The organism is Pseudomonas sp. SIMBA_068 (genome assembly GCF_046534705.1).
In the GTDB taxonomy this organism is placed as follows: Bacteria; Pseudomonadota; Gammaproteobacteria; order Pseudomonadales; family Pseudomonadaceae; genus Aquipseudomonas; species Aquipseudomonas putida.
Map to the genome: position 1 here is coordinate 845385 of NZ_JAWRYI010000001.1, position 23980 is coordinate 869364.

Genomic DNA, 23980 nt, shown 5'->3' on the forward strand with positions numbered 1-23980 from the left:
TACCGTGTACTGTCAAACACCTCTGCTAAAGGTGACGTAGAAATGAGCACGATAGATAACAAGGTCCCCAGTGTGCGCCTGTTCTACGCCAACACCAGACTGGTTTGTTTGATCGGCTTGGAAAACACGCGGTTAATGCGTGCTGATAGCAGGGCGCTAGCCCAGTTGCAAACATCGGCCACGCTGTTGCAAAGCGACGCAGCCAATACCGTATTGGCAGCCCACGCTATTAACCTTCACGATTGCGAGGCTTATTCACCCTATGGTTTTTCGCCTGTCCAGAAAAAACTGGCAATGGTTGGTTTCACTGGCGAATGGCGTGATACACAGACGGGGTGCTATCCGTTGGGTAACGGGTATCGACTGTTCAGCCCATCACTCAGGCGTTTGACAGGGCCTGACGTATTGAGCCCGTTTGACAGAGGAGGGCTGAATGCATACGCCTATTGCACAGGTGACCCCATCAATTACTCAGACCCTTCAGGTCAGTTGAGAGTCAGCCTTTCTGGAATGGCTAAAACTTTGGGTGCAATGAAGAAGACCGGTGCTACCGCTCTGCTGCGGGAAAATAATGCGCCTATGACGCTCAAACCTTTTATCCGACATTTAGCTCAAGAACCGTCTGATGTTAACGCTTTGCTGGCCTTACCCGCAGGAAATAATCATGTATTCACAAAACTGTCCAAGGTTGAAGGGATAATTCGCTTCCAACGGCCGGATGTTGATTTTGTTGCAAACTTTGTTCCGACCGTATCTGTGCACAAAGAAGGGCAGGTCTTCGCAGTGAACAGAGGGCAGCTTCCCAGAGGGGTCAAGGGATACGAATACACATGGCATGGTAGATATAACAATACCCCTCTCTTTGCTAGAAGGCGCCCTAGCTCCTCTAGCACTGATCCTTCGCTCAATGGCCCACCGCCTGAATACGTTCCACCGCCCTCTTATGAAGATGCGACAGCAAAAGGGTTTGGCATCAGGACAGCAAGTTGATCATCCCCGCCGCCAGAATGGTCGCCAGCACGATCAACGCAGCCCCCGCCGCCATGCGCAAGCTCGGCTGGTTACCAAACAACCACCACGCGCCGATGATTGCGTACACCGGCTCCAGCGCGATATACACCGCGCTCGATCATGGCAATGAACGCCGGGAAGTCATTCCAGCGCCTTTTCCGCTGTGTGGGATGCCGAGCGTGTTCGAGCAAGGCCCCGTCCTCAAACACTTGCCTTAGGCGATAGCTGTCGCTCAACCGCATTCAGTAACTGGTCAAGCGTCCAGGGTTTGGACAGGAACGTTGAACACTCAGGCAGGCGAACGCCGGGATCAAGTTGGCCGGCCGACATCACCATCACGGCGGTGGCCGGCCAGCGATGAATGATCAGGTGCGCAAGATCCACGCCATTGAGTTGGCCAGGCATCTGGATATCGGTCAATACGAGGTCCAGGTGGGCCATTGTTTCCAGCACCGTTATCGCCTCATCGACGCAGCCACAGCTGTGCACGTCGAGGTCGAGCGATTCCAGCGCCTCGCAGGCGAGGGTTCGGATCAACTCGTCATCCTCTACTACCAATACACTGCGAGCCATAATAAAAACCCCGATCCTGTAGCCATACGGCCAGCGGCCATGACCAGTGGTTTCACGCGGCTGACGGGTGGCGCTTGGGTTGTTGGCAAGCCGAGCGATCTATACTTGCCCATTACCGTCGCGCTTAGATGGTTTTCGTCATTGCCATCGATCCAGGATCGTTGGTAAATGAAGACCCGAAACTTTTTCGATCCCTGTCCGGCACGCCCGCAGGCTCCACGGTGTCAAAAGGCGCTCTCGAAAATAATCTTCCATATTGGCCAGCTGCGGATGAGAACCCATGCATCAACTGCCTCCCGATGAAATGATCAGGCTTGCACTACAAAAGTCACAGGCCCGTTTACACAAGCAGCATCAGTTGGTGGTGGAGTATGGCGTGTCGTCGCTCAGGTCGACGAATCTCGATACTTTGCTCACGCAGGCTTGTACCGTGGTAGCCAACGGCATGAACACGCGTTTTGCCAAGGTGTTGATGCCCTTGCCTGGGAGTGACGATTTTTTGCTGACCCATGGCGTCGGTTGGGATCCCTCGGATATCGGCCACGCCAAGGTCGGTGGGGATGTGGCCAGTCCGGCGGGTTATGCCATTTCCACCTACCGGCCGGTGCTTTCCAACCATCTGGGCCAGGAACAACGCTTCCGCACGCCGGACCTGTTGAAAAAATACGGTATCGAACGCGCCATCAATGTGCCTATCCGGGGGGCGCTCAGGCCCTTTGGTGTGCTTGAGGCGGATAGCACCGACGGTGACGACTTCATCGAAAGCGACCTGGTTTTCCTCGAGGGTATCTCCAACGTCATCTCCATGGCCGTGGAGCGCCTGGCAAATGCGGCGGATGACCAGTTACCGGATCGCTATTCCGAGAGCATGCTCAATGCCAGTCCGGACTGCGTAAAGATCCTCACCACGCACGGCGACATCGAATTCATGAATGAGGCCGGGATGTGCCTCATGCACATCGGCGAGCTGGCAGAGGTGCGCGGCAAGCCGTGGACCCAGCTGTGGCCTGATGACTCCAAGGCGGTGGTGCGTGATGCCATGGCCCGTTCCGTGGCCGGCGAGCCGGCAAGGTTTGAGGCCTACTGCCCTACGGCCACTGATGAGCCGAGATGGTGGGACGTCACTATCGCGCCCATTCTGAGTACCGAGGGCAAGGTGGACAGACTGATCGCGGTGTCGCGGGACATTACCGAGCGGCACCAGCATGAGGCTCAGCTGCTGTCGCTGATTGCCGTGCAGAACACCAAGCTGAGCGACAGCCATCTCTATCTCGAAGAGATTCACCATCGGGTCAAGAACAGCCTGCACCTGGTGAACACCCTGCTGCAGCTTCAAGCCAATCTGTCGGCGGATGAGGCGGTCAAGATCCAGCTGCAGACGGCAGCCAGCCGTGTGCTGACGATTGCCAGTGTGCATGAACGCCTCTATCGGACCGCAGAAACCCAGGGCGTCCTGGCATCAGAGTATCTTGGCGCCTTGTTGAGTGACCTGGGGTCGGCGCTGGCTGAGCGAAAGATCGTTCTCGATGCCGACGCTTTCATTCTCCCTCCACAGCGGATGGCGCCGTTGGGCCTGGTCATTTCCGAGCTGATCACCAATGCCCTCAAGTACGGCAAGGGCACCATAGACGTGAGCGTCCAGGATGCAGGCGACCATGCTTTCATTACGGTAAGGGACGAGGGGGAGGGCTTTCCTGAGTCTTATCCCGAACCAAGCGGAACAGGCCTGGGCATGCGGCTGGTGAAAAGCTATTCAGGGTATGGAGCCAATGCAATCACGCTGGACCGGCTCGCCCGGAACAGTACGATTTGTGTGAAGTTCAAGCTGTAGGAGTAGGCCGCTTCCCCAGAATGCGGTCTCGACAGACGCTGAGCACTTCATCGGCCAGTGGCGAATCGTCCGGGCAAGCACGCGATAAAACCAAGGCACCAAGGATATGGGCGAAGGTATTGATAATATCCTCACGGCTTTTTGCTGGTTGTATCAAGGCCTCCAGCAAGTCCTCGATTCCGGCCGCATAAGCGGTTTTGATGTCATCAGACTGGCGTGCGGCATCTCCACCAAGGGCCGCTAGCGTGCAACCCGTACCCTTCTCGTCCCGGTGTTTTCGTGAGAGGTAGTAGCTCACGAATTCAGTCAGTTCGAGGCCCTGCACCTGATCGATCGTCTTGGCAATGCCACACGCTGCCGACTCCTCTATCAGATCCGCCTTGGATTTGAAGTGCTTGTAGAAGCCTCCATGGGTAAAGCCGGCAGCTGCCATGAGATCGGAAACACCCACGCCATCGTAACCGCGCTCACGAAAAAGCTTAGAGGACGTCTCTACGATACGGGCCCGGTTCGCCTGGGCCTGGGCCTTTGTGACCTTCATTTCTCCGCGCTCTCTGCTATCAAGCCAAGCAATAGCCTACATTGATTACGTTCATCATCAAAGTCGTTGACCAAATGGATTACGATCATCATCATTAAGCCAGGTCTTCCACCGAGAGAGCAAAACGTCATGAGCTATACCCATCTCACCGTTCCGACCCGCACAGTACAAGTAGGCGGCGACACCTTCACTTACCGCCGCTGGGGTAATGCTGCGGGTGTGCCTCTGGTCTTCATCGCCCACTTCCGTGGCGGTCTCGATCACTGGGACCCGATAATCACCGATGGTCTGGCTGCGGGCCGTGAAGTGATCCTGCTGAACGGCAGGGGGGTGGCTTCGTCGTCGGGTATTCCGGCCACGACCATTGAGCAAATGGCGGATGACATCGCAGCAGCCATCAGTGCTCTGGGGCTGACCCAGGTCGACCTGCTTGGCTTCTCCATCGGTGGTCTGCAGGTTCAGGAAGTGGCGCTGCGTCACCCTGGGTTGGTGCGCAAGCTTCTGCTGATAGGCACCGGTCTGCGCGGTGGTGATCCAAGCATGGCGGAGGGTGTGAGAGAAGCCGCGTCAAACCCTGTGCCCACCATCGAAGACTTCCTGTTCCTCTTCTTCGGTCGCTCGGATGCTGCCAGACGCGCGGGCCTGGCGTTCTGGGAGCGACGCAATCAGCGTGCCGATCAGGACGCGCCAAGTTCCGTTGAGGTTGCCATGGCTCAGGGGGCTGCTTTTGCGGCCTATGTCCAGTCGGCACAGGGTGAGAACCGCTTCTCCTACCTCAACGCACTCAAGCAACCCACCTTGGTGGTCAATGGCGTCGATGACGTCATGATCCCTTCGATCAATTCGTGGAGCCTGGTGCAGAGCATTCCAAATGCCCAGCTGCTGATCTACCCCGACTCCGGTCACGCCGCTCACTTCCAGTTCCCTGAGCGCTTCCTGAAACACGCCCTTCAATTCCTGGAAGAGTAAGGCCAGGCCGGCCTGTGCTGTTGCACACGAGGGGCAACGTGAACGGGTGAGGCCATCATTGCCTGGAGTCGGATAAATGAGGCACGTCTACATTGTGGAATCTTGAAGGTATGAAAGCGTTTCTGATTGACCGCTACGGCAAAGAGGTCGAGGGTGACATCACTGAAGTGCCACAGCCCAAGGTGGGTGATTTCGATGTGCTGGTCGAGACGCACGCTGCAAGCGTGAATGTCCTTGATATCAAAATCAGGAAAGGCGAGTTCAAGTTGATTCTGCCTTTCCGGATGCCGCTGATCCTGGGTAACGATATTGCTGGTACGGTGAAGCGGGTGGGTGGGAAAGTCAGTCGGTTCCGGGTTGGGGACGAGGTCTACGCTCGTGTAGATCAGGCGCGCATGGGCGGTTTCGCGGAGTTCGTGGGCGTCAACGAAGCGGCAGTCGCCCTCAAGCCTGCCAACCTGAGTATGCAGGACGCGGCGTCGCTGCCATTGGTGGCTCTGACGGCCTGGCAGGCTTTAGTGGAAATCGCCAAGGTTCATCCAGGCCAGAAGGTACTGATCCATGCTGGTTCCGGTGGCGTCGGTAGCATCGCCATACAGGTTGCGAAGCATCTGGGAGCATTCGTCGCGACAACCACGAGTACCGTCAACGTGCCGTGGGTCAAGGCGCTGGGTGCGGACGTGGTGATCGATTACAAGACGCAGCCGTTCGAATCGCACCTGAGTGATTACGATGTGGTGCTCAGTGGCCTGGGGGCGGACGTTCTCGATAAATCGCTCAAGGTACTGAAGCCGGGTGGTCAGTTGATTTCCATCTCAGGCCCACCCACCCCTGAGTTCGCAGAGCAGCTTCGTCTCTCCTGGCTGTTCCAGCAGATCGTTCGTTTGATCAGCCGGGGGATCCGGAAAAAGTCGGAGCAGAAGGGGGTCAGTTACAGGTTTCTGTTCATGAGGGAGAGTGGTGCGCAACTTGCTGAGCTGGCGAAGCTGGTTGAAGCCGGGGTCATCAAGCCTGTAGTGGATCGTACCTTCCCGTTGAACGCGACACGCGATGCCTTGGCTTACGTCGCGCAAGGCAGAGCTAAAGGTAAGGTCGTAGTGACGATGAAGTGACCACCTGAGCACAAAGGGGAGCGAAAGCTTCCCTTTGTGTGGGGCGATTCAGCCCTGAGTCACTGCTGTCGGAAAGACGCTCCATAAGCAGACGATGGCAGGCGGTCCGAGCGGTCATCTCTGAGGCGAGACCGGAAGGTGCCGCTTTGCGCTTATGTGATCGAGCGTGCTGAAGCGCCGGGCATGCGTGAAGGGATGCTCGTAGGTCGAGGTAACGGTAGCGCCGAATGCCAGATTCCTGGTGATCGCAGCTAGCCTCGGAATGATCATCAACGGGTCGTTCGCAGGCGCTTCTACCGCCCACTTCACTGCTGCTTCAGCGCTCCCGCCGAAGACGTCGTAGAAGCCCAGGACATCTGCGAAGAAGAGCATGTCGAGGTTAGCCTGGTCGGCGATACGGGCTTGGTTTGACCAGAAATCAAAAGTGTTGGCGGCCAGGCGCTCATCAGCTGGATGAGTCCATAGGCTGGGTGCTCCACCGCAGCCAACGCTCGCTTGTTCGTATAGCGCAAACTATCCACAGTGCATTGATCAATGCGGGCAGCGGCTGGTATCGCAATGCACGGCCGGTGCCTTGCGCGCCGCTGCCGGAAGGGTGGCCAGCACGATAAGCCCAGCACCAGCGGCCATGCGCCGCCTCACTCGTCGCTGTAGTTCATGATCGACAGCAGCCGTATGGGCACCTGCACCAACTGCTCCGGGCCGTGCGGGGTTTCGCCGTCGAAGGTCAGGCTGTCGCCGGCGTGCATGTGATAGAGCTGGTTGCCATGGCGGTACACCAGTTCGCCCTCCAGCAAGTGGAGGAACTCGGTGCCGGGGTGGGCGAAGGTGGGGAACTCTTCGCTGGCGTCGTCCATGCTCACCATATAGGCCTCGAAGTTCTTCTTCGGCCCCCTGGCGTGATTGAGCAAGTGGTAGGTGTGGCCCTTCTCGGTGCCGCGGCGTACCACTTCCAGCCCTTCGCCGGCCTTCACCAGCAGGGCATTGCCATCGGGCTGGTCATATTGGCTGAACAGCTTGGCCATCGGCATGCCCAGCACGTCGCACAGGCGGCTGAGGGTGTCGAGGCTGGTGGATACCTGGGCGTTCTCGATCTTGCTCAGCATGCCCTGGCTGATGCCGGCAATGCGTGCCACATCGGCGAGCTTGAGGGACTGGGCCTGGCGCTGGCGCTTGATCTGCAGGCCAAGGTACTGCTCCAGGCGAAGGCGCGGTTCGGTTTCAGTCGACATCGAATGTCCTGCACGGTTTCAGTTCAAGAAAAAAGTTTTCGCACTGGGAAAGTGCGAAATGCAGCTGCGCTGGCCGCTTCTTTCCTCAGGTGAAAACAAGTTTCCCACAAATAGAACAGAAAAACCTGCCTGGGTTTTGTCTTGCCTGTGCCGGCCTCTTCGCGGGCAAGTCCGCTCCCATACGGCTTTGCGGCGAATCCTGTGGGAGCGGGCTTGCCCGCGCAGAGGCCCGAACAGACACCCAAGGTCGCACCTTGAACAAACTTGGCAAGCGCATTGCATTCCTGAGAGGAAAGTAAGTTTCCCTTGCGGAATTATTGCCCCTTGCCCAGGAGTGTTCAACCATGTTGCCAGCAGAAACCCAACGCACCCTCGACCAACACGGCATCAAGTACGTGCTGGCGCAGTTCGTCGACATCCATGGTTCGGCGAAGACCAAATCGGTGCCGGTATCGGGCCTGAAGATGGTAGCCGAGGAGGGCGCCGGCTTTGCCGGGTTCGCCATCTGCGGCATGGGCATGGAGCCGCACGGCCCGGACTTCATGGCCCGCGGCGACCTGTCCACGCTGGTTCCGGTGCCTTGGCAGCCGGGCTATGGCCGGGTGGTGTGCGTGGGCCATGTCAACGGCCAGCCTTGGCCCTACGACACCCGCTACGTGTTGCAGCAGCAGGTGCAGCGCCTGGCCGACAAGGGCTGGACCCTGAATACCGGCCTTGAGCCTGAGTTCAGCCTGTTCCGCCGCGACGAAGGCGGCAAGCTGCAACTGGTGGACGCCTCCGACAACCTCGACAAACCCTGCTACGACTACAAGGGCCTGTCGCGCTCGCGGCTGTTCCTCGAGCGCCTGACCGAGGCGCTGCAGCCGGTGGGCTTCGACATCTACCAGATCGACCACGAAGACGCCAACGGCCAGTTCGAGATCAACTACACCTACAGCGATGCCATGGAGTCGGCCGACCGTTTCACCTTTTTCCGCATGGCCGCCGGTGAGATCGCCAACGACCTGGGCATGATCTGCTCGTTCATGCCCAAGCCCGACCCCAAGCGCGCCGGCAACGGCATGCACTTTCACCTGTCGCTGGCCAGCAGCACCCACAAGAACCTGTTCCACGACCCGTCCGACAGCAGCGGCATGGGCCTGTCGAAGTTGGCCTACCACTTTGCCGCAGGGCTGATGGCACACGGTCCGGCGCTGTGTGCCTTTGCGGCGCCGACGGTCAATTCCTACAAGCGTCTGGTGGTGGGCCGGTCGTTGTCGGGCTCCACCTGGGCCCCGGCCTTCGTTGCCTGGGGGGCCAACAACCGTTCGGCGATGGTACGCATTCCTTATGGTCGCCTGGAGTTTCGCCTGCCGGACGCCGGCTGCAACCCGTACCTGGTCACCGCCGCGATCATTGCCGCCGGCCTGGATGGCATCGACCGCCAGCTGGACCCGGGCGAGATGTGCAATGAAAACCTCTACAACCTCAGCCTTGAAGAAATTGCCGCACGCGGCATCAAGACCCTGCCGCAATCGCTGAAGGAGGCCGCCGACGCGCTCGAAGCCGACCCGTTGTTCCGCGAGGTGCTGGGCGCCGAGATCGTCGACGAGTTCATCAAGCTCAAGCGCATGGAGTGGGTGGAGTACTGCCGCCACGTCTCCGACTGGGAAATCCAGCGTTACACCGAGTTCTTCTGACCGCCCCCAATCCCCTGGGCGGCCAATACGAGAGCGGTCGCCCACTGCCTAGTAAGGAGCATCACCATGTGTGGAATTGTAGGCCTGTACCTGAAAAAGCCCGAGCTGGAAGCCCAGCTTGGCAAGCTGTTCGAACCCATGCTCGAAGCCATGACCGACCGTGGCCCGGACAGCGCCGGCTTTGCCATCTACGGCGACGAAGTGGCCGATGGCTGGGTCAAACTGACCCTGCAAGCGGCCGATATAAATTACCCGTGGACCACCCTGATGGGCCAGCTGGAAGGGCACCTGGGCTGCTCGCTGGACTGGTTCCAGAACGCCAGCGCCGCAGTGCTCAAGGTGCATACCGATGAAGCTGCGGCCCGCGGCGCGCTGGCTGCGCTCGCGCCGGACGTGCGCATCATGAGCGCCGGGCAGAGCATCGAAATCCTCAAGGGCATGGGCTTGCCGGCGGAAATTTCCAGTCGCTTCGGCCTGGCCGGCATGAAGGGCAGCCACATCATCGGCCACACCCGCATGGCCACCGAAAGCGCCGTGACCATGGAAGGCAGCCACCCGTTTTCCACCGGCGCCGACCTGTGCCTGGTGCACAACGGCTCGCTGTCCAACCACTTTCGCCTGCGCCAGGAGCTCAAGCGCGAAGGCATCAGTTTCGAAACCGACAACGACACCGAAGTGGCCGCCGGCTACCTGACCTGGCGCCTGCAGCAGGGTGACAGCCTGGCCCAGGCCCTGGATGGCGCATTGGAAGACCTGGACGGCTTCTTCACCTTTGCCATCGGCACCCGCAACGGCTTTGCCGTGATCCGCGACCCGATTGCCTGCAAGCCGGCGGTGCTGGCCGAGACCGAAGACTACGTGGCCATGGCCTCGGAATACCAGGCACTGGCCGGCCTGCCAGGCATCGAGCACGCCAAGGTCTGGGAACCGGCCCCGGCCACGCTGTACGTCTGGGAGCGCGAAAGCGCCTGACCTGCCACCGAACCCTTGGAGAACCTTATGAAGACGATCGACCTGTCCAGCACTTCGGTGCGTGTGCTCAACCAGTCCTTGCACGACGAGGTGCAGGACCTTGAATGGCAAGTGACCCACCCTGGCGGCAAGCACAACCTGGCTGTGGGCATCAACGCTGCCGTGGCGGTGGATATCGAAGGCCATGCCGGCTACTACTGCGCCGGCATGAACCAGCAGGCCAGTGTCACCGTGCACGGCAACGTCGGTGTGGGTGTGGCCGAGAACATGATGTCCGGTTCGGTGCGGGTCAAAGGCAGTGCCTCCCAGGCCGCTGGTGCCACTGCCCATGGCGGGCTGCTGGTGATCGAGGGTGACGCCGGTGCCCGTTGCGGTATTTCCATGAAAGGCGTGGACATCGTGGTAGGCGGCAACATCGGGCACATGAGCTGCTTCATGGGCCAGGCCGGGCGCCTGGTGGTGTGTGGCGATGCCGGCGATGCGCTGGGCGACTCGCTGTATGAGGTGCGCATCTACGTCAAGGGCTCGGTGCAGTCACTGGGCTCGGACTGCATCGAAAAGGAAATGCGCGCCGAACACCTGCAAGAGCTGCAGGAACTGCTGAACAAGGCTGGCCTTGACCACAAGGCCGCCGATTTCAAACGTTACGGCTCGGCCCGCCAGCTGTACAACTTCAAAGTCGACAACGCCAGCGCGTACTGATCCAGGAGCATTCCCATGAGCGAGCAATTCCCACCGGTACTGCGTGAGTCGGCCACCTTCGATCGCCTGACCATCCAGGAAATCCAGCGTGCCGCCGAAACCGGCATCTACGACATTCGCGGTGGTGGCACCAAGCGCCGTGTGCCGCACTTCGACGACCTGCTGCTGCTGGGCGCCAGCGTGTCGCGTTACCCCCTGGAAGGCTACCGCGAGAAGTGCGGCACGGACGTGGTGCTTGGCAACCGGTTTGCGAAAAAGCCGATTCACCTGAAAATCCCGGTGACCATCGCCGGCATGAGCTTCGGTGCGCTGTCGGCCAATGCCAAGGAAGCGCTGGGCCGTGGTGCGACCATCGCCGGCACCAGCACCACCACCGGCGACGGCGGCATGACCCCGGAAGAGCGCGGCCAGTCGCAGCATCTGGTGTATCAATACCTGCCATCGCGCTACGGTATGAATCCCGATGACCTGCGCAAGGCCGACGCCATCGAGATCGTCCTCGGGCAGGGCGCCAAGCCGGGCGGTGGCGGCATGCTGCTGGGCATGAAAGTGACCGAGCGGGTGGCCGGCATGCGCACCTTGCCGATCGGCGTCGACCAGCGCAGCGCCTGCCGCCACCCGGACTGGACCGGCCCGGACGACCTGGCGATCAAGATTGCCGAGATCCGCGAGATCACCGACTGGGAAAAACCCATCTACGTGAAGATCGGCGCCAGCCGCCCGTACTACGACGTCAAGCTGGCGGTGAAGGCCGGTGCTGACGTGATCGTGCTCGATGGCATGCAGGGCGGTACAGCAGCGACTCAGGAAGTGTTCATCGAACACGTCGGCATCCCGATCTTGCCGGCGATACCGCAGGCGGTGCAGGCGCTGCAGGAAATGGGCATGCACCGCAAGGTGCAGTTGATTGTCTCTGGCGGTATCCGCAACGGTGCCGACGTGGCCAAGGCCATGGCCCTGGGGGCTGACGCGGTGGCCATTGGTACGGCGGCGCTGATCGCCCTGGGTGACAACCACCCCCGCCTGGACAGCGAGCTGAGGAAGATTGGCTCGGCCGCCGGCTTTTATGACGACTGGCAAAACGGCCGCGACCCGGCCGGCATCACCACCCAGGACCCGGAGCTGGCCAAGCGCCTGAACCCGGAGGAGGCGGGGCGACGGCTGGCGAACTATCTGCGTGTGCTGGTGCTGGAGGCGCAGACCATGGCCCGGGCGTGTGGCAAGTCGCACCTGCACAACCTTGACCCGGAGGACCTGGTGGCATTGACCGTGGAAGCGGCGGCGATGGCGCGGGTGCCGTTGGCGGGGACGGCCTGGGTGCCGGGGCAGGCGCAGTACTGATCCATCGGTTACTGGGGTCGCTTTGCGACCCTTTCGCGGCACAAGGCCGCTCCTACAGGGGATTGCAGTGCCTGAGCTTGCGCGCTCCCCTGTAGGAGCGACCTTGTGTCGCGAAAGGGCTGCAAAGCAGCCCCACGGGCCCCCACCATTTCCACAGGAGTGACTCGATGAAGCACCTCAGCCTCGCTGTAATGTTGTTAGCCCTGGCCACCCAGGCCACTGCCGCCGAAACCACCCTGGACACCGGCAACACCGCCTGGATGATCTGCGCCGCGATGTTTGTGTTGATGATGTGCATCCCTGGCCTGGCGCTGTTCTATGGCGGCATGGTGCGTGCCAAGAACTTCCTCTCCGTGTTCACCCAGCTGTTCGCCGTGGCCGGGGTTATCGGCATCCTCTGGGTATTGTTCGGTTACAGCCTGGTGGTCGATACCACCGGCATGGTCGAGGGCCAGCTCACCTTCAACAGTTTCATCGGCGGGCTGGACAAGGCACTGATGCTGGATATCGGCCATGACAGCCTGGTCGGCACCATCCCCGAAGGCGTGTTTGCGGTGTTCCAGCTGACGTTCGCCATCATCACCCCGGCGCTGATTGCCGGCGGCTTTGCCGAGCGCATGAAGTTCAGCGCTTCGTTGCTGTTCATGGCGGCGTGGTTCGTGCTGGTGTACGCACCAATCGCCCATATGGTGTGGGGCGGGCCGGGGGCGTTGATGGTCAACTGGGGCGTGCTGGATTTCGCCGGTGGTACTGCGGTGCATATCAACTCTGGCGTGGCTGCCTTGGCTGCTGCGTTGATGTTGGGCAAACGCAAGGGCTACCCGCAGGTGGCCATGCCGCCGCACAACCTCGGCTTTACCCTGGTGGGTGCGGGGTTGCTGTGGGTGGGCTGGTTCGGCTTCAACGTGGGTTCGGGGCTGGCGGCCAACGAGGGGGCCGGGGTGGTGATGCTGGCGACCATGGTGGCGGCTTGTGCGGGGATTGTCGGTTGGTTGCTGACCGAGAAGGTGATGCATGGCCGGCCGACTGCCTTGGGTGCAGCTTCGGGGGCATTGGCCGGGTTGGTGGGCATCACACCGGCTTGCGCGTTCGTCGGGCCCCTGGGTGCGCTGGTGATCGGTGTGCTGACGGGGGCCATCTGCTTCTTTGCCGTGACCCGGCTCAAGCAGGCGCTGGGGTATGACGACAGCCTCGATGTGTTCGGGCTGCATGGCGTTGGCGGGATGGTCGGGGCGGTGCTGACCGGGGTGTTCGCAGCGCCATCGCTGGGGGGCTATGTGGAGGGCGTATCGCCCATTGGGCAGGCACTGGTGCAGCTCAAGGGGGTGGCGTTCACCTTCGTGTACTGCTTCGTGGTGAGCTGGGCGATTCTCGGGGCGATCAAGCTGACTGTCGGGCTGCGGGCCAGCCGGGAGGAAGAAGAGCAGGGGCTGGACCTGGCGGAGCACAATGAGCGGGCTTACAACCTCTGATGGATTTGCCTCCTGCCTGGCATCGCCTTCAAGCCATGTACAGGAGTTGTAGGAGCAGCCTTGTGCTGCGAAGAGGCCATTTCTGCTGAAGAAGATCTTGTTCCTTACTGGCCTCTTCGCAGCACAAGGCTGCTCCTACAAGTACTGACGTAGCCTGGGTAGGGGGCGGGCTTGCCCGCGAAGAGGCCGTTACAGGTTGAATCAGTGCCCCATGGCCAACTTGGCACTCGTCTGCCGACGACGGTAGGCACTGTCACGGCTGGCCAGCCACCAGTACAGCGGCGAGGTAATTGCCAGCCCTACCAGCCACGACAGGTCAGCCCCGTTGATGTGCTCGGAAATCGGCCCGACATACAGCGGCGTGTTCATGAACGGGATCTGCACCACGATACCTACCGCATAGGCAATCAACGCCTGTGGGTTGTAACGCCCATAGATACCGCCATCGACCTGGAAGATCGACTGGATGTCGTAGTCACCTTTGTGGATGACATAAAAGTCGATCAGGTTGATCGCTGTCCACGGCACCAGCACCACCAGCAGCACCAGCACCATGTCGACGAAGTGGCCGATGAAGTCTGCCGAGGCGAACACCGCCACCACGCAGCAGGCCGACAGCACGATCAGCGACAGCACCGCACGGCTCTTGGCAGTAGGAATCCAGCGATAAGCGAAGGTTTGCACCAGGGTGATGATCGACAGCACCGCGCCATACAGATTGAGGGCGTTGTGGCTGATGACGCTGAGCAGGAACAGCACCAGCATGATCGGGCCCAGGGTGCCGGTGGCCAGCTTGACCGCATCCATGGTGTCCATGCCTGCCGGGATCGCCAGCACCGCCACGGCGCCGAAGATGAACGACAGGCTCGAGCCCAGGGCAGAGCCCAGGTAGGTGGTCCAGAACGTCGAGCTGACTTTCACATCCGCCGGCAGGTAGCGCGAGTAGTCCGACACGTAGGGCGCAAAGGCGATCTGCCACAGCGCCGCCAGCGACACGGTGGCCAGCCAGCCGGCCAGGTTGAAGCTGCCACGGGTCAGGAAGTCGTCGCTTTGCACGTGGGTGAAGATGTAGCCGAAGCCCACCACGATGCCGATGCCCAGCACCCAGGTGCCGATACGGTTGAGCACGTGGATGAAGCGGTAGCCGATGATACCGATGATGCCCGACCCCAGCGCACCGATGACGATGCCCACCGGTACCGGCACGGTGTCTACCACGCCATGCAGCGACTTGCCGGCGAGCACGATGTTGGAAGCGAAGAAGCCGATGTACATGACGCCGGCGATCACCACCACCAGCAGCGCACCGAGGGTGCCGAACTGGGCGCGGCTCTGGATCATCTGCGGGATGCCCATTTGCGGGCCCTGGGCCGAGTGCAGTGCCATCAGTACCCCGCCGACCAGGTGGCCGACCAGGATGGCGACGATGCCCCATATCAGGTTCAGGTGAAACAGCTGCACGCCCAGCGCGCCGGTGACGATGGGCAGCGGCGCGATATTGCCGCCGAACCACAGTGTGAACAGATCCCTTACCTTTCCATGGCGGTCTTGCGGGGGCACGTAGCCGATTGTGTGTTTTTCTATCAGGGGTGCCGAATTGGCTGCACTGGTCATGACTGACTCCAAGGCAAGGTAGGGCATCGGGAGCTGCCCGGGGGCGTGCCGGCGATGGGCGACGCGTTCTTGTTGGAGGGATGATGCGGGGCGCGGGGATAACGAGAAATTAGTAAATATGTACCCATAAACCTTAAAAAACCTAAGGCTGACAAAAGCTTAAGCGGGTGACGGTAGCAAGGACGGTGCCAGTTGGCGGCAGGGCCTGGGATAGAGGGGTTGAGCCCTGTGTCGGTAGAAAGCGGTGGGCTTTGATGGTGCGTGATGCGCGTTTTCAGGGCAGCTGAATCGTTGCCTGTATCGGCCCTTTCGCGAGCTTGCCCGATGCCACAGGTATGGCGCAGCGTTCAGTACCTGTGGTGAACCTGTGGCAGCGGGCGAGCCCGCGAAAGGGCCAGTACAGGCGATGGAGCTACATCGGCAGCAACCGGTCCTGAATCACTTCTTTCATTACCAGGGTCGAGCTCAGGCGCTTCACGTTGGGAATGCTGGTCAGTTTCTCGTCGTACAGCTTCTGAAACGCCGGTAGGTCCTTGGCCACCACATGCAGCAGGTAATCCGGATCGCCAAACAACCGCTGCGCTTCGACAATCTGCGGGATCTCCGAAAGTGCCGCTTCAAAATCCGCCACTGGCTGGCGGGTGACCTCGCGCAGAGTCACGAACACCAGCGCAGCAAAGTTCAGCCCCAAGGCGCTCGGCGCCAGGCGGGCGTGATAGCCGAGTATCGCCCCGGACTCCTCCAGTGCCTTCAAGCGCCGATGGCACGGCGACAGGCTGAGCCCCACACGCTCGGCCAGCTCGGTTACCGACAGCCGACCGTCTTTTTGCAGCTCGGCAAGTATTTTTCTGTCAGTTCTGTCCATTGAGAAGGATCTTCCGGTAATTGAACGATTGCAGGGAATATACGAAAGAAAATCCCCGAGCGGAATCCGTAATCTTTCGACATCCCAAGGCAGTAGATAAGGAAGATTCAAGTGGCTATCAGTGTGCTGACGGCATTTTGGGCCGTGTCGATGCTGTTCGTGATTACCCCCGGTGCAGACTGGGCTTACGCCATTTCGGCAGGCATGCGCGGGCGCTGGGTGATGCCCGCAGTGGCGGGAATGTTGTCGGGGCATTTCCTGGCGACACTGGTGGTGGCTGCGGGTGTAGGCAGCCTGTTGGCAGGCCACCCGCTGGCGCTCACCCTGCTGACCTTGGCAGGGTGCAGCTACCTGCTGTGGCTGGGCGGCAACCTGTTGCTGAGCCCGGCATTGCCCGAGGCCGGGCAGGGTGGTGAGGGGGAGTCGGGTTCGCGTTGGGCGTTGAAAGGGTTTTGCGTCAGCGGCTTGAACCCGAAAGTGTTCCTGCTGTTCCTGGCCTTGCTGCCGCAGTTCACCGACCCGCAGTCGAGCTGGCCGGTGCCTTTGCAGATCTTGCTGCTAGGCCTGGTGCACCTGTGCAGCTCGCTGGTGATCTACTCACTGGTCGGCTATGGCGCCAAAGCCGTGCTGAGCACCCGGCCGGGGGCGGCGAAGCTGGTCGGGCGGGTATCGGGGGTGGCGATGATTACCGTGGCCCTGGGTTTGATAGCCGGGCAGATCAACTGATTTCACCCGTGACAAATGGCTTCAGATACACTCGCCGCAAACCCACGCACAACCAGGATGTGCCCCATGCCTGAAACCACCCAACTGCTTACCTTCGCCCTGATCTGCCTCGGCATGGTGCTGACCCCGGGGCCGAACATGATCTACCTGATCTCCCGTTCGATCTGCCAGGGCCGCAAGGCCGGGTTGATTTCCCTGGGGGGTGTGGCTCTGGGCTTTGTCATCTACATGTTTTGCGCGGCCCTGGGCATCACGGCGCTGGTAATGGCAGTTCCCTTTGCCTACGACGCGCTGCGTATCGGTGGCGCGCTGTACTTGCTGTACCTGGCCTGGCAGGCGCTGCGGCCCGGTGGCCGTTCACCCTTCCAGGTCCGTGAACTGCCCGCCGATAGCCCGCGGCGGCTGTTCACAATGGGGTTTGCCACCAGCCTGCTCAACCCTAAGATCGCCGTCATGTACCTGTCGCTGATGCCGCAGTTCATCGAACCGGGCCATGGCAGCGTACTGGTGCAGTCGCTGGTGCTGGGTTCGACACAGATCGCCATCAGCGTCACGGTCAACGCGATGATTGCGGTCATGGCTGGGTCCATCGCCGTGTTTCTGGCTGGCAGGCCGCTGTGGCAACAGGTTCAGCGGTGGTTGATGGGCACCGTGCTGGCAGGGCTGGCGCTGCGCATGCTGGCAGAAGGGCGCCGTTGATCGTCCATTGCGCTGCAATGGTATCAGTGGCTGCTGGCCGAGGCGTCTTCGGCCGAGGCCGCAGGCGGATCCTCCTGTGGCAGGTAAAGGGTGAAGGTGGTGCCCTGGCCGGGGATGCTTGCTACCTGTACATCGCCCCCGGACTGCTTGGCAAAACCGAACACCTGCGACAACCCGAGCCCGGTACCCTCACCCGGGGCTTTTGTGGTGAAAAACGGGTCGAAGATGCGCTCCAGCAGTTCGGCGGCAATACCCACACCGCTGTCGCTCACCGAAATCGCCGCGAACCGGGCTGGCGGTGAAGGCTGGCCGCGCAGGGCAGGCAGACGCTGGTCAGCCTGCAGGCGCAGCTGCAAGGTGCCTTCGCCGGCCATGGCGTCGCGTCCGTTGAGCATCAGGTTGATCACCGCGGTTTCCAGCTGGCTGAGATCGGCGCGGATGTGGCACGGCGCCTGCGGTAGTTGCAGCTCGACCTGGATGCGCGCCCCGGTGGCGGTGTCGAGCATGTCGGCCATGGCTTCCAGCCGTGGCCCGGCCTCGAACACTTCAGGGCTGAGGGCCTGGCGGCGGGCGAAGGCCAGTAGCTGGCCGGTCAGTTTGGCACCACGGTGGACTGTGTCAGATATGGTCTTGATGTAGCGCTCGCGGCGTTTTTCATCAAGGTTGGGGCGCTGCAGAAAGTGCAACGACGAGCGAATGATCGTCAGCAGGTTGTTGAAGTCGTGCGCCACGCCACCGGTCAGCTGGCCGATGGCTTCCAGCTTCTGGGCCTGGCGCAACACTGCCTCGGTGTGCACCAGCTGGGTGGTGCGCTCGTCGACGCGGTGTTCGAGGGTGGCATTCAGCGCCTCCAGTGCAGCCATGGCCTCACGCACTTCGGCATGGGCCTGAACCCGCTGGATATGCGCCCAGCAACGCTCGGTCACTTCGCTGATCAGCGCCTGTTCGTAGGGTGTCCATGTGCGCGGTGCGTTGTCATGGATCGCCATCAGCGCGATGAGGCGGCCGCCTTTGATCAGCGGCATGCAGATGGTGGCGGTAATGCCGATGGCCTGGAAGGTGGCGGCTTCGTCGGCGGCCAGTTCACTGAGGTTGTCGTTGATCACCAGCGGCAGGCCGCTGCGCAGGCGGCTGAGTGCCAGACGGCCGAAGTCGTGCAGTTGGTACTGGCCCACCAGCCTCGGCGAGCCGGGGGCCACCGCGTCGCCACAGATGGTAAAACCGTCCTCGTCAGCGTCCATCACCGCATACGCGCAACTGGAAAGGCTCAGGTGCTCGACCATCATGCGCGTGGTGGTGTCCAGGATCTGGTCCGCGGCGGTGGCGTCGGCTATGGCACGGCCGAGTGCGTCGAGAAAGTTGAGGCGCTTGTTGGCGAGCACGCTGGTGGTGGTTTCGGTGACCGTGTCGATCATGCCCAGCACCTCGCCATCAAGGCCGCGAATCGGGCTGTAGCAGAAGGTGAAATAGGCCCGCTCCGGGCCGCCGTTGCGGTCGATGATCAGCGGAAAGTCTTCGATGTACACCGCTTCGCCAGCCAGGGCACGGTCAGCCATGCTGCCAATGTCGGCCCAGGCTTCCTGCCACACGTCGCGGAAGGGGATGCCAAGGGCCAGGGGCTTGCGCCCGAGAATCTGGGTGAAGGCATCGTTGTGCAGGGTGAGCAGGTCCGGGCCCCAGAGTACGGCCTGCGGGAAGCGCGAGGCCAGGCACAGGGCCATGGTGGTCTTCAGCGCATCGGGCCAATGTTCCAGTGGGCCCAGGGGGGTACTGGCCCAGTCGTGGTTGCGGATGCGTTCGGCCATCAGCCCGCCGCCGTCTAGCCATTTCGCCATGTGCTCTGTCGGTCCTTTATTTCAAGGTCTTTAGGGTGCACCGAGAATAGACGGTTGGCGAGTATTTTGTGGTGGTCTGTGCTAGCGAATGAAGTGCACCTTGCCGGTGTCATCATTGCCCATGTAAATGCCATACACCCCAGCCTGCCGCTCAAGGATGTAGCGCTCGAGAATCTGCCGGATTGCCGGGTAGTAGATCTCGTCCCACGGAATCTCGTCGGGTTCGAAGAACTTGTATGCCAGGGTCTCCGGCCCGTACTGCCCGGTTTCTTCGGTGACGCTGGCGCGGAAGATGATGTACACCTCGCTGATTTTCGGCACGCTGAAGATGGAGTAGGGCGAGACGATGTCGGCACGCACGCCGCTTTCTTCCCAGACTTCGCGCAGCGCCGCCTGCTCGGTGGTTTCGCCAGCCTCCATGAACCCGGCCGGCAAGGTCCAGGTGCCGGGGCGTGGCGGGATGGCGCGCTGGCACAACAGGTATTTGCCATCGCGCTCAATGATGCAGCCGGCGATGATCTTCGGGTTGATGTAGTGGATGTAGCCGCAGCCGGTACAGTGCAGGCGTTCGTGGGTGTCGCCTGTGGGAACGCCCCGGGCCAGTTCCGTGGTGCAGTGCGGGCAATAGCGCGGGGCGGTAGGCATGATCAGCGACCTATGCGGGGTTCCTTGAGGGCCAGGGGCTCGACGATGTCGCGCACCTTGGGGTTGTCATCCTGCTTCTGGCGCAGGTAGTCCAGGGCCACCTTGGCGGCAGCGCGGACGTGGTCGACCGAAGCCTGGTGGGCCACCAGCGGGTCGCCGCCCTTGATGGCTTCGACGATCTTTTCCATTTCGCGGTTGCTGGCGCCACGGCGGTTTTCCTGCGAGACCGAGGTGGCCCGCAGGTAGCTGATGCGTGCCTGCAACTGGCGCAGCTGCTGGGCCGCCACCTGGTTGCCGGAGCCTTCCAGCAGCACATCGTAGAAACCTTGTACCGAATCCAGCACCTGTTGCAGCTCGCCTTCTTCCAGCGCTTCGCGGTTGACCTCCAACGCACGTTCAAGGGCACGAATGTCCTTGGCCTTGGCGTTGAGAGTGAACAGCTGCACGATCAGGCCCTCGAGCACGCAACGCAGCTCGTAGATGTCGCGGGCGTCTTCCAGGGTGATGATGGCCACGCGCGGGCCCTTGGCGTCGGCAAACTCCACCAGGCCTTCAGACTCCAGATGACGCAGGGCTTCGCGTACCGAGGTGCGGCTGACGCCAAGGCGGTCACAGAGGTCGCGCTCGACCAGGCGGTCGCCCGGGAGCAGGTGGAAGTTCATGATCGCCGCGCGCAGCTTGTCTAGCACGATTTCACGCAGGGTAACGGGGTTGCGGTTGACCTTGAAGCTGTCGTCGAGTGGCTGGCGTTTCATCAGGTGCGCTCTTTAAGAGGCTGTTGCGCCAACATCGCGGAACGCCCCGAACCGAGGCTTTCCATGCAGTGGTTCGAACAGCCCGTTGTTATCGGGTTGACTCCGCATCGGCTTCGGCAAACGCTTCACGGGCCAGGCGGAAACTGTCCACCGCCGCGGGTACGCCGCAATAAATACCGACCTGGAGCAGAATTTCGCGAATCTGTTCACGGCTCAGGCCATTACGCAATGCACCGCGAATGTGCAGCTTGAGCTCGTGGGGCCTGTTGAGCGCGGAAATCATGGCCAAGTTTATCATGCTGCGCTCTTTGAGCGACAAGCCTTCGCGGCCCCAGACGTGGCCCCAGCAGTATTCGGTGACCAGCTCCTGCAACGGCTTGGTGAACTCGTCGGCGTTCTGGATCGAGCGGTTGACGTAATCCTCGCCCAGCACCTGGGTGCGGATGGCCAGGCCTTTGTCGTACTTCTCGTTACTCATGTGCCGTACTCCGGAAGAAAAAAGGGAACGGGGGCCGCAAAGCAGCCCCGGCGGTCTCAAGGTCAGCCCAAGGGCGGCAGGGCGCCCAGTTTGCCCTTGTGATAAACCATCGGCGTCACCGGCTCGGCCGGCAGCACCAGGTTCTTCACTGCGCCGACGATGATCGCGTGGTCACCGCCGTCATACTCGCGCCACAGTTCGCACTCGATGATCGCCGTCGCCTTGGCCAGCAGCGGGTTGCCCAGCTCGCTCAAGTGCCACTCGACGCCCTTGGCCTTGTCCTTGCCCTTGCCCGCAAAGGCATAGGCTTCGGCGGTCTGCTCGGCGGACAGCAGGTGAATCGCGAACTGCTTGCTGTCACGCAGGATCGGGTAGGTGTCGGAGGCGTAGTTGGGGCAGAACAGTACCAGCGCCGGGTCGATCGACAGCGCGCTGAAGGCGCTGGCGGTGATGCCGACAATGGCGCCGTCGGCGTCCAGGGTGGTGACTACCGTGACGCCGGACGGGAAAGAGCCCATCACGTCTTTGTAGATGCCGGGTTCGATCATCTCGTGTTCCTCCTAGCGCATCACGAACGGGTCGGGCATCGGCGCGGTGGACAGGTTGATCCACACGGTCTTCAGCTCGGTATAGGCCAGCACCGAATCGATGCCGCTCTCACGGCCGTAGCCGCTGTTCTTGAAACCACCAATTGGCGCCATGGCCGACACGGCGCGGTAGGTGTTGACCCAGATGATCCCCGAGCGCACGTCGCGGGCCAGGCGATGGGCACGGCCCAGGTCGCGGGTCCAGATGCCGGCTGCCAGGCCGAACTGCGAGTCATTGGCGATGGCCAGGGCTTCCTCTTCGGTCTTGAAGCGGATGACCGCAGCGACCGGGCCGAACACTTCTTCCTGCATGATGGTCATCGAGTTGCTGTCGCACTCAAACAGGGTCGGCTCGTAGAACCAGCCGTCACCGTCGACCTCGGCACGCTTGCCGCCCATGTGCAATTTGGCGCCTTCAGCCTTGGCCGCAGCCACCAGGCCTTCGACCACGGCCAGCTGCTGTGCGGTGGCCATGGGGCCCATTTCGCTGGCGTCGTCTTGCGGGTTGCCGATGCGGATGCGCTTGGCGCGGGTAACCAGGCGCTCTACGAATTCGTCGAAGATCTCGTCCTGCACCAGCAGGCGCGAACCGGCCACGCAGCTTTGCCCGGAGGCGGCATAGATGCCAGCCACGGCACCGTTGATGGCGCTGTCCAGGTCGGCGTCGGCGAAGATGATGTTCGGCGACTTGCCGCCCAGCTCCAGGGAGAGCTTGGCGAAGTTCTCGGCACTGCTGCGCACCACATGGCGGGCTGTAGCGGCGCCGCCGGTGAAGGCGATCTTGCGCACCAGCGGGTGGCGGGTGAGTGCTGCGCCGGTGGTTGGGCCGTAGCCGGTGACCACGTTGACCACGCCAGCCGGGAAGCCGGCTTCGAGGGCCAGCCGGGCCAGCTCGAGGATGGTCGCCGAGGCGTGCTCGGAAGGTTTGAGCACGATGGTATTGCCCGCAGCCAGGGCCGGGGCCAGCTTGATCGCGGTGAGGTACAGCGGGCTGTTCCACGGGATGATCCCGGCCACCACGCCGATGGGCTCGTGCACGGTGTAGGCGAACAGGTCGGGCTTGTCCAGCGGCAGGGTGCCGCCTTCAAGCTTGTCGGCCAGGCCTGCGGTGTAGTGGAAGAACTCTGGCAGATAGCCGACCTGGCCGCGGGTTTCGCGGATCAGCTTGCCGTTGTCACGGCTTTCCAGCTGGGCCAGGTGTTCCTTGTTCTCGGTAATCAGGTCACCCAGGCGACGCAGCAGCTTGCCACGCGCGGTGGCGGTGATGCTGCGCCATTCCTTGCTTTCGAAGGCACGCTGGGCGGCCTGCACGGCCAGCTCGACGTCGGTTTCGTCAGCGTCGGGAAGCTGTGCCCAAGCCTGGGCGGTGGCCGGGTTGAGGCTGTCGAAGGTCTTGCCGCTCTGGGCATCGCGCCATTGGCCGTCGATGCACATCTGGAAACGAACGAGGGTCATGCAACAATCCCCTTGGCGGATTCGGTGAGGGTGCGGGCTTGCGCGAGGAAGTCCAGCAGCATCTTGTTGACTTCACGGGGTGCTTCTACCGGCATCATATGCCGTTGCTCGGCGAGGACCACACTGTGCGCACCCGGGATGCTGGCGGCGAGCTGGCGGGTCATGGCCGGTGTGGAGCCCGAGTCGAGTTCGCCCGTGGCGATCAGCGTCGGCACCTGGATGCTGCCCAGGTCGCCGGCGCGGTACATGTCCTGGGTGGCAAACAGCGAATACGTGGTGTGGTAGCCCTGCGGGTCGTTGCTCGCCAGCACCTGGCGAATCGCCGCAACCTGCGCGGGGTTGGCAGCCTTGTATTCACGGCTGAACCAGCGGTCGAGGGCGGCATCGACGTTGGCGTCGGGCCCCAGTTCGGCAGCCTGGGCGGCACGGGCGATCACGCCGGCACTCTGCTCGGGTGTGCGGTTGAACACGCTGTTGAGCACGACCAGTGCAGCCAGGCGCTGCGGGTAGTTAAGGGCAAAGGCACGAGCAACCAGCCCGCCCATGGAGAAGCCGATCACGGTCGCTTGTTGAATTTGCAGGTGCTCGAGCAGTTCGGCGAGCTGGTCGGCGTAGCCTTCCAGCGGCGTGTCGGCAGCCGGCACGCGGCTTTGACCATGGCCGAGCATGTCGTAGGCGATGACGCGGTAGTCGTTGGCCAGGCCAACGATCTGACCGCCCCACATTTCCTTGTTCAGGCCCACGCCGTGGATCAGTACCACGGGTTGGCCCTGGCCTACGGACAGGTAGCTGGTGCCGGCAGGTGTACGTTCAGCGACAGGCTGAATCATGGAGGGCGCTCCTTGAAGGTCGGGCACGGCGGGAAAGCACGCCACGCCCCGGCCCG

General features: G+C 61.7%; 24 protein-coding genes and 1 pseudogene. 11 read left to right on the forward strand and 14 right to left on the reverse strand.

Annotation, left to right across the window (positions count from 1 at the left end; translation table 11 throughout):
* Window positions 1-42 precede the first annotated feature (42 nt).
* Entirely contained in the window at window positions 43-990 is a 948-nt protein-coding gene (locus SB756_RS03930) for an RHS repeat-associated core domain-containing protein (protein WP_410910215.1), read from the forward strand.
* On the opposite strand, the gene SB756_RS03935 is transcribed toward SB756_RS03930, so the two are convergent.
* The gene (locus SB756_RS03935) at window positions 974-1120 is read right to left on the reverse strand and encodes a hypothetical protein (protein WP_410910422.1); all 147 of its coding nucleotides are present in this window, start codon (window positions 1118-1120) and stop codon (window positions 974-976) included. The two genes, SB756_RS03930 and SB756_RS03935, sit on opposite strands and share 17 nt — an antisense overlap.
* A gap of 92 nt (window positions 1121-1212) precedes the next feature.
* Window positions 1213-1584, reverse strand: a complete 372-nt coding sequence (locus tag SB756_RS03940; RefSeq protein ID WP_341798441.1) for a response regulator — start codon at window positions 1582-1584, stop codon at window positions 1213-1215.
* A gap of 280 nt (window positions 1585-1864) precedes the next feature.
* Between SB756_RS03940 and SB756_RS03945 the strand changes: the two genes are divergently transcribed.
* Complete coding sequence (locus tag SB756_RS03945; protein WP_341798442.1) at window positions 1865-3415, forward strand: PAS domain-containing protein; 1551 nt, start codon at window positions 1865-1867, stop codon at window positions 3413-3415.
* Here SB756_RS03945 and SB756_RS03950 read toward each other — a convergent pair.
* The gene (locus SB756_RS03950) at window positions 3405-3956 is read right to left on the reverse strand and encodes a TetR/AcrR family transcriptional regulator (protein WP_410910216.1); all 552 of its coding nucleotides are present in this window, start codon (window positions 3954-3956) and stop codon (window positions 3405-3407) included. The two genes, SB756_RS03945 and SB756_RS03950, sit on opposite strands and share 11 nt — an antisense overlap.
* Before the next feature lie 129 nt (window positions 3957-4085).
* Between SB756_RS03950 and SB756_RS03955 the strand changes: the two genes are divergently transcribed.
* The gene (locus SB756_RS03955; RefSeq protein ID WP_341798444.1) at window positions 4086-4925 is read left to right on the forward strand and encodes an alpha/beta fold hydrolase; all 840 of its coding nucleotides are present in this window, start codon (window positions 4086-4088) and stop codon (window positions 4923-4925) included.
* Between the two features lie 110 nt (window positions 4926-5035).
* On the forward strand, window positions 5036-6037 hold the full coding sequence (locus SB756_RS03960) for an NADP-dependent oxidoreductase (protein ID WP_410910217.1): 1002 nt from the start codon (window positions 5036-5038) through the stop codon (window positions 6035-6037).
* Between the two features lie 141 nt (window positions 6038-6178).
* On the opposite strand, the pseudogene SB756_RS03965 reads toward SB756_RS03960, so the two are convergent.
* Both SB756_RS03965 and SB756_RS03970 read right to left on the reverse strand, forming a co-directional pair.
* A pseudogene (locus SB756_RS03965) lies at window positions 6179-6550 on the reverse strand (LLM class flavin-dependent oxidoreductase); the annotation flags it as partial.
* Between the two features lie 125 nt (window positions 6551-6675).
* Complete coding sequence (locus tag SB756_RS03970) at window positions 6676-7269, reverse strand: helix-turn-helix domain-containing protein (RefSeq protein ID WP_341798446.1); 594 nt, start codon at window positions 7267-7269, stop codon at window positions 6676-6678.
* A 344-nt stretch (window positions 7270-7613) separates the two neighbouring features.
* On the opposite strand from SB756_RS03970, the gene glnT reads away from it, so the two are divergent.
* The 5 genes from glnT to SB756_RS03995 all read left to right on the forward strand — a co-directional run bounded on the left by glnT (window position 7614) and on the right by SB756_RS03995 (window position 13435).
* Complete coding sequence (gene glnT / locus SB756_RS03975; RefSeq protein WP_341798447.1) at window positions 7614-8948, forward strand: type III glutamate--ammonia ligase; 1335 nt, start codon at window positions 7614-7616, stop codon at window positions 8946-8948.
* A gap of 66 nt (window positions 8949-9014) precedes the next feature.
* The gene (locus SB756_RS03980; RefSeq protein WP_341798448.1) at window positions 9015-9920 is read left to right on the forward strand and encodes a class II glutamine amidotransferase; all 906 of its coding nucleotides are present in this window, start codon (window positions 9015-9017) and stop codon (window positions 9918-9920) included.
* A 27-nt stretch (window positions 9921-9947) separates the two neighbouring features.
* A complete protein-coding gene (locus SB756_RS03985) occupies window positions 9948-10622 on the forward strand; it encodes a protein glxC (protein WP_341798449.1) in 675 nt (224 codons plus the stop codon).
* 15 nt (window positions 10623-10637) lie between these two features.
* The gene (locus SB756_RS03990; protein ID WP_016499251.1) at window positions 10638-11963 is read left to right on the forward strand and encodes an FMN-binding glutamate synthase family protein; all 1326 of its coding nucleotides are present in this window, start codon (window positions 10638-10640) and stop codon (window positions 11961-11963) included.
* Window positions 11964-12130: 167 nt separating this feature from the next.
* The gene (locus SB756_RS03995; protein WP_410910218.1) at window positions 12131-13435 is read left to right on the forward strand and encodes an ammonium transporter; all 1305 of its coding nucleotides are present in this window, start codon (window positions 12131-12133) and stop codon (window positions 13433-13435) included.
* Window positions 13436-13636: 201 nt separating this feature from the next.
* On the opposite strand, the gene SB756_RS04000 is transcribed toward SB756_RS03995, so the two are convergent.
* Both SB756_RS04000 and SB756_RS04005 read right to left on the reverse strand, forming a co-directional pair.
* Window positions 13637-15049, reverse strand: a complete 1413-nt coding sequence (locus tag SB756_RS04000) for a purine-cytosine permease family protein (protein WP_016499253.1) — start codon at window positions 15047-15049, stop codon at window positions 13637-13639.
* 412 nt (window positions 15050-15461) lie between these two features.
* Window positions 15462-15914 carry an Lrp/AsnC family transcriptional regulator gene (locus SB756_RS04005; protein ID WP_016499254.1) on the reverse strand — a complete coding sequence of 151 codons (453 nt, stop codon included), beginning with the start codon at window positions 15912-15914 and terminating at the stop codon, window positions 15462-15464.
* A 111-nt stretch (window positions 15915-16025) separates the two neighbouring features.
* Between SB756_RS04005 and SB756_RS04010 the strand changes: the two genes are divergently transcribed.
* Window positions 16026-16640 carry a LysE family translocator gene (locus SB756_RS04010; RefSeq protein ID WP_016499255.1) on the forward strand — a complete coding sequence of 205 codons (615 nt, stop codon included), beginning with the start codon at window positions 16026-16028 and terminating at the stop codon, window positions 16638-16640.
* A gap of 66 nt (window positions 16641-16706) precedes the next feature.
* Window positions 16707-17339: a LysE family translocator gene (locus tag SB756_RS04015; protein ID WP_341798452.1), complete on the forward strand. Its 633-nt coding sequence runs from the start codon at window positions 16707-16709 to the stop codon at window positions 17337-17339.
* Window positions 17340-17362: 23 nt separating this feature from the next.
* On the opposite strand, the gene SB756_RS04020 is transcribed toward SB756_RS04015, so the two are convergent.
* The 7 genes from SB756_RS04020 to SB756_RS04050 all read right to left on the reverse strand — a co-directional run bounded on the left by SB756_RS04020 (window position 17363) and on the right by SB756_RS04050 (window position 23924).
* Window positions 17363-19174, reverse strand: coding sequence for an ATP-binding protein (locus SB756_RS04020; protein WP_410910219.1), 1812 nt, complete (start codon window positions 19172-19174; stop codon window positions 17363-17365).
* Between the two features lie 81 nt (window positions 19175-19255).
* Complete coding sequence (locus SB756_RS04025; RefSeq protein WP_049275823.1) at window positions 19256-19819, reverse strand: NUDIX hydrolase; 564 nt, start codon at window positions 19817-19819, stop codon at window positions 19256-19258.
* Between the two features lie 2 nt (window positions 19820-19821).
* Window positions 19822-20574: a GntR family transcriptional regulator gene (locus tag SB756_RS04030; protein ID WP_016499259.1), complete on the reverse strand. Its 753-nt coding sequence runs from the start codon at window positions 20572-20574 to the stop codon at window positions 19822-19824.
* Between the two features lie 88 nt (window positions 20575-20662).
* Window positions 20663-21052 (reverse strand): carboxymuconolactone decarboxylase family protein, encoded by a 390-nt coding sequence (locus SB756_RS04035; protein ID WP_023047056.1) that lies wholly within the window; start codon window positions 21050-21052, stop codon window positions 20663-20665.
* A 62-nt stretch (window positions 21053-21114) separates the two neighbouring features.
* The gene (locus tag SB756_RS04040; protein ID WP_016487520.1) at window positions 21115-21600 is read right to left on the reverse strand and encodes a flavin reductase family protein; all 486 of its coding nucleotides are present in this window, start codon (window positions 21598-21600) and stop codon (window positions 21115-21117) included.
* A 12-nt stretch (window positions 21601-21612) separates the two neighbouring features.
* Window positions 21613-23094, reverse strand: a complete 1482-nt coding sequence (locus SB756_RS04045; protein ID WP_410910220.1) for an aldehyde dehydrogenase — start codon at window positions 23092-23094, stop codon at window positions 21613-21615.
* Window positions 23091-23924, reverse strand: coding sequence for an alpha/beta fold hydrolase (locus tag SB756_RS04050; protein ID WP_016499262.1), 834 nt, complete (start codon window positions 23922-23924; stop codon window positions 23091-23093). The genes SB756_RS04045 and SB756_RS04050 overlap by 4 nt, the downstream gene beginning before the upstream one ends.
* Window positions 23925-23980 lie beyond the last annotated feature (56 nt).

Coding starts and splice junctions, on each gene's coding strand:
- SB756_RS03990 (WP_016499251.1), top strand. CDS start 10,638: ATGAGCGAGCAATTCCCACCGGTACTGCGTGAGTCGGCCACCTTCGAT.
- SB756_RS03995 (WP_410910218.1), top strand. CDS start 12,131: ATGAAGCACCTCAGCCTCGCTGTAATGTTGTTAGCCCTGGCCACCCAG.
- SB756_RS04040 (WP_016487520.1), bottom strand. CDS start 21,600: ATGATCGAACCCGGCATCTACAAAGACGTGATGGGCTCTTTCCCGTCC.
- SB756_RS03950 (WP_410910216.1), bottom strand. CDS start 3,956: ATGAAGGTCACAAAGGCCCAGGCCCAGGCGAACCGGGCCCGTATCGTA.
- SB756_RS03970 (WP_341798446.1), bottom strand. CDS start 7,269: ATGTCGACTGAAACCGAACCGCGCCTTCGCCTGGAGCAGTACCTTGGC.
- SB756_RS04045 (WP_410910220.1), bottom strand. CDS start 23,094: ATGACCCTCGTTCGTTTCCAGATGTGCATCGACGGCCAATGGCGCGAT.
- SB756_RS03940 (WP_341798441.1), bottom strand. CDS start 1,584: ATGGCTCGCAGTGTATTGGTAGTAGAGGATGACGAGTTGATCCGAACC.
- SB756_RS04000 (WP_016499253.1), bottom strand. CDS start 15,049: ATGACCAGTGCAGCCAATTCGGCACCCCTGATAGAAAAACACACAATC.
- SB756_RS03955 (WP_341798444.1), top strand. CDS start 4,086: ATGAGCTATACCCATCTCACCGTTCCGACCCGCACAGTACAAGTAGGC.
- SB756_RS04025 (WP_049275823.1), bottom strand. CDS start 19,819: ATGCCTACCGCCCCGCGCTATTGCCCGCACTGCACCACGGAACTGGCC.
- SB756_RS04005 (WP_016499254.1), bottom strand. CDS start 15,914: ATGGACAGAACTGACAGAAAAATACTTGCCGAGCTGCAAAAAGACGGT.
- SB756_RS04050 (WP_016499262.1), bottom strand. CDS start 23,924: ATGATTCAGCCTGTCGCTGAACGTACACCTGCCGGCACCAGCTACCTG.
- SB756_RS03985 (WP_341798449.1), top strand. CDS start 9,948: ATGAAGACGATCGACCTGTCCAGCACTTCGGTGCGTGTGCTCAACCAG.
- SB756_RS04030 (WP_016499259.1), bottom strand. CDS start 20,574: ATGAAACGCCAGCCACTCGACGACAGCTTCAAGGTCAACCGCAACCCC.
- SB756_RS03930 (WP_410910215.1), top strand. CDS start 43: ATGAGCACGATAGATAACAAGGTCCCCAGTGTGCGCCTGTTCTACGCC.
- SB756_RS03980 (WP_341798448.1), top strand. CDS start 9,015: ATGTGTGGAATTGTAGGCCTGTACCTGAAAAAGCCCGAGCTGGAAGCC.
- SB756_RS04015 (WP_341798452.1), top strand. CDS start 16,707: ATGCCTGAAACCACCCAACTGCTTACCTTCGCCCTGATCTGCCTCGGC.
- SB756_RS04035 (WP_023047056.1), bottom strand. CDS start 21,052: ATGAGTAACGAGAAGTACGACAAAGGCCTGGCCATCCGCACCCAGGTG.
- glnT (WP_341798447.1), top strand. CDS start 7,614: ATGTTGCCAGCAGAAACCCAACGCACCCTCGACCAACACGGCATCAAG.
- SB756_RS04020 (WP_410910219.1), bottom strand. CDS start 19,174: ATGGCGAAATGGCTAGACGGCGGCGGGCTGATGGCCGAACGCATCCGC.
- SB756_RS03945 (WP_341798442.1), top strand. CDS start 1,865: ATGCATCAACTGCCTCCCGATGAAATGATCAGGCTTGCACTACAAAAG.
- SB756_RS03960 (WP_410910217.1), top strand. CDS start 5,036: ATGAAAGCGTTTCTGATTGACCGCTACGGCAAAGAGGTCGAGGGTGAC.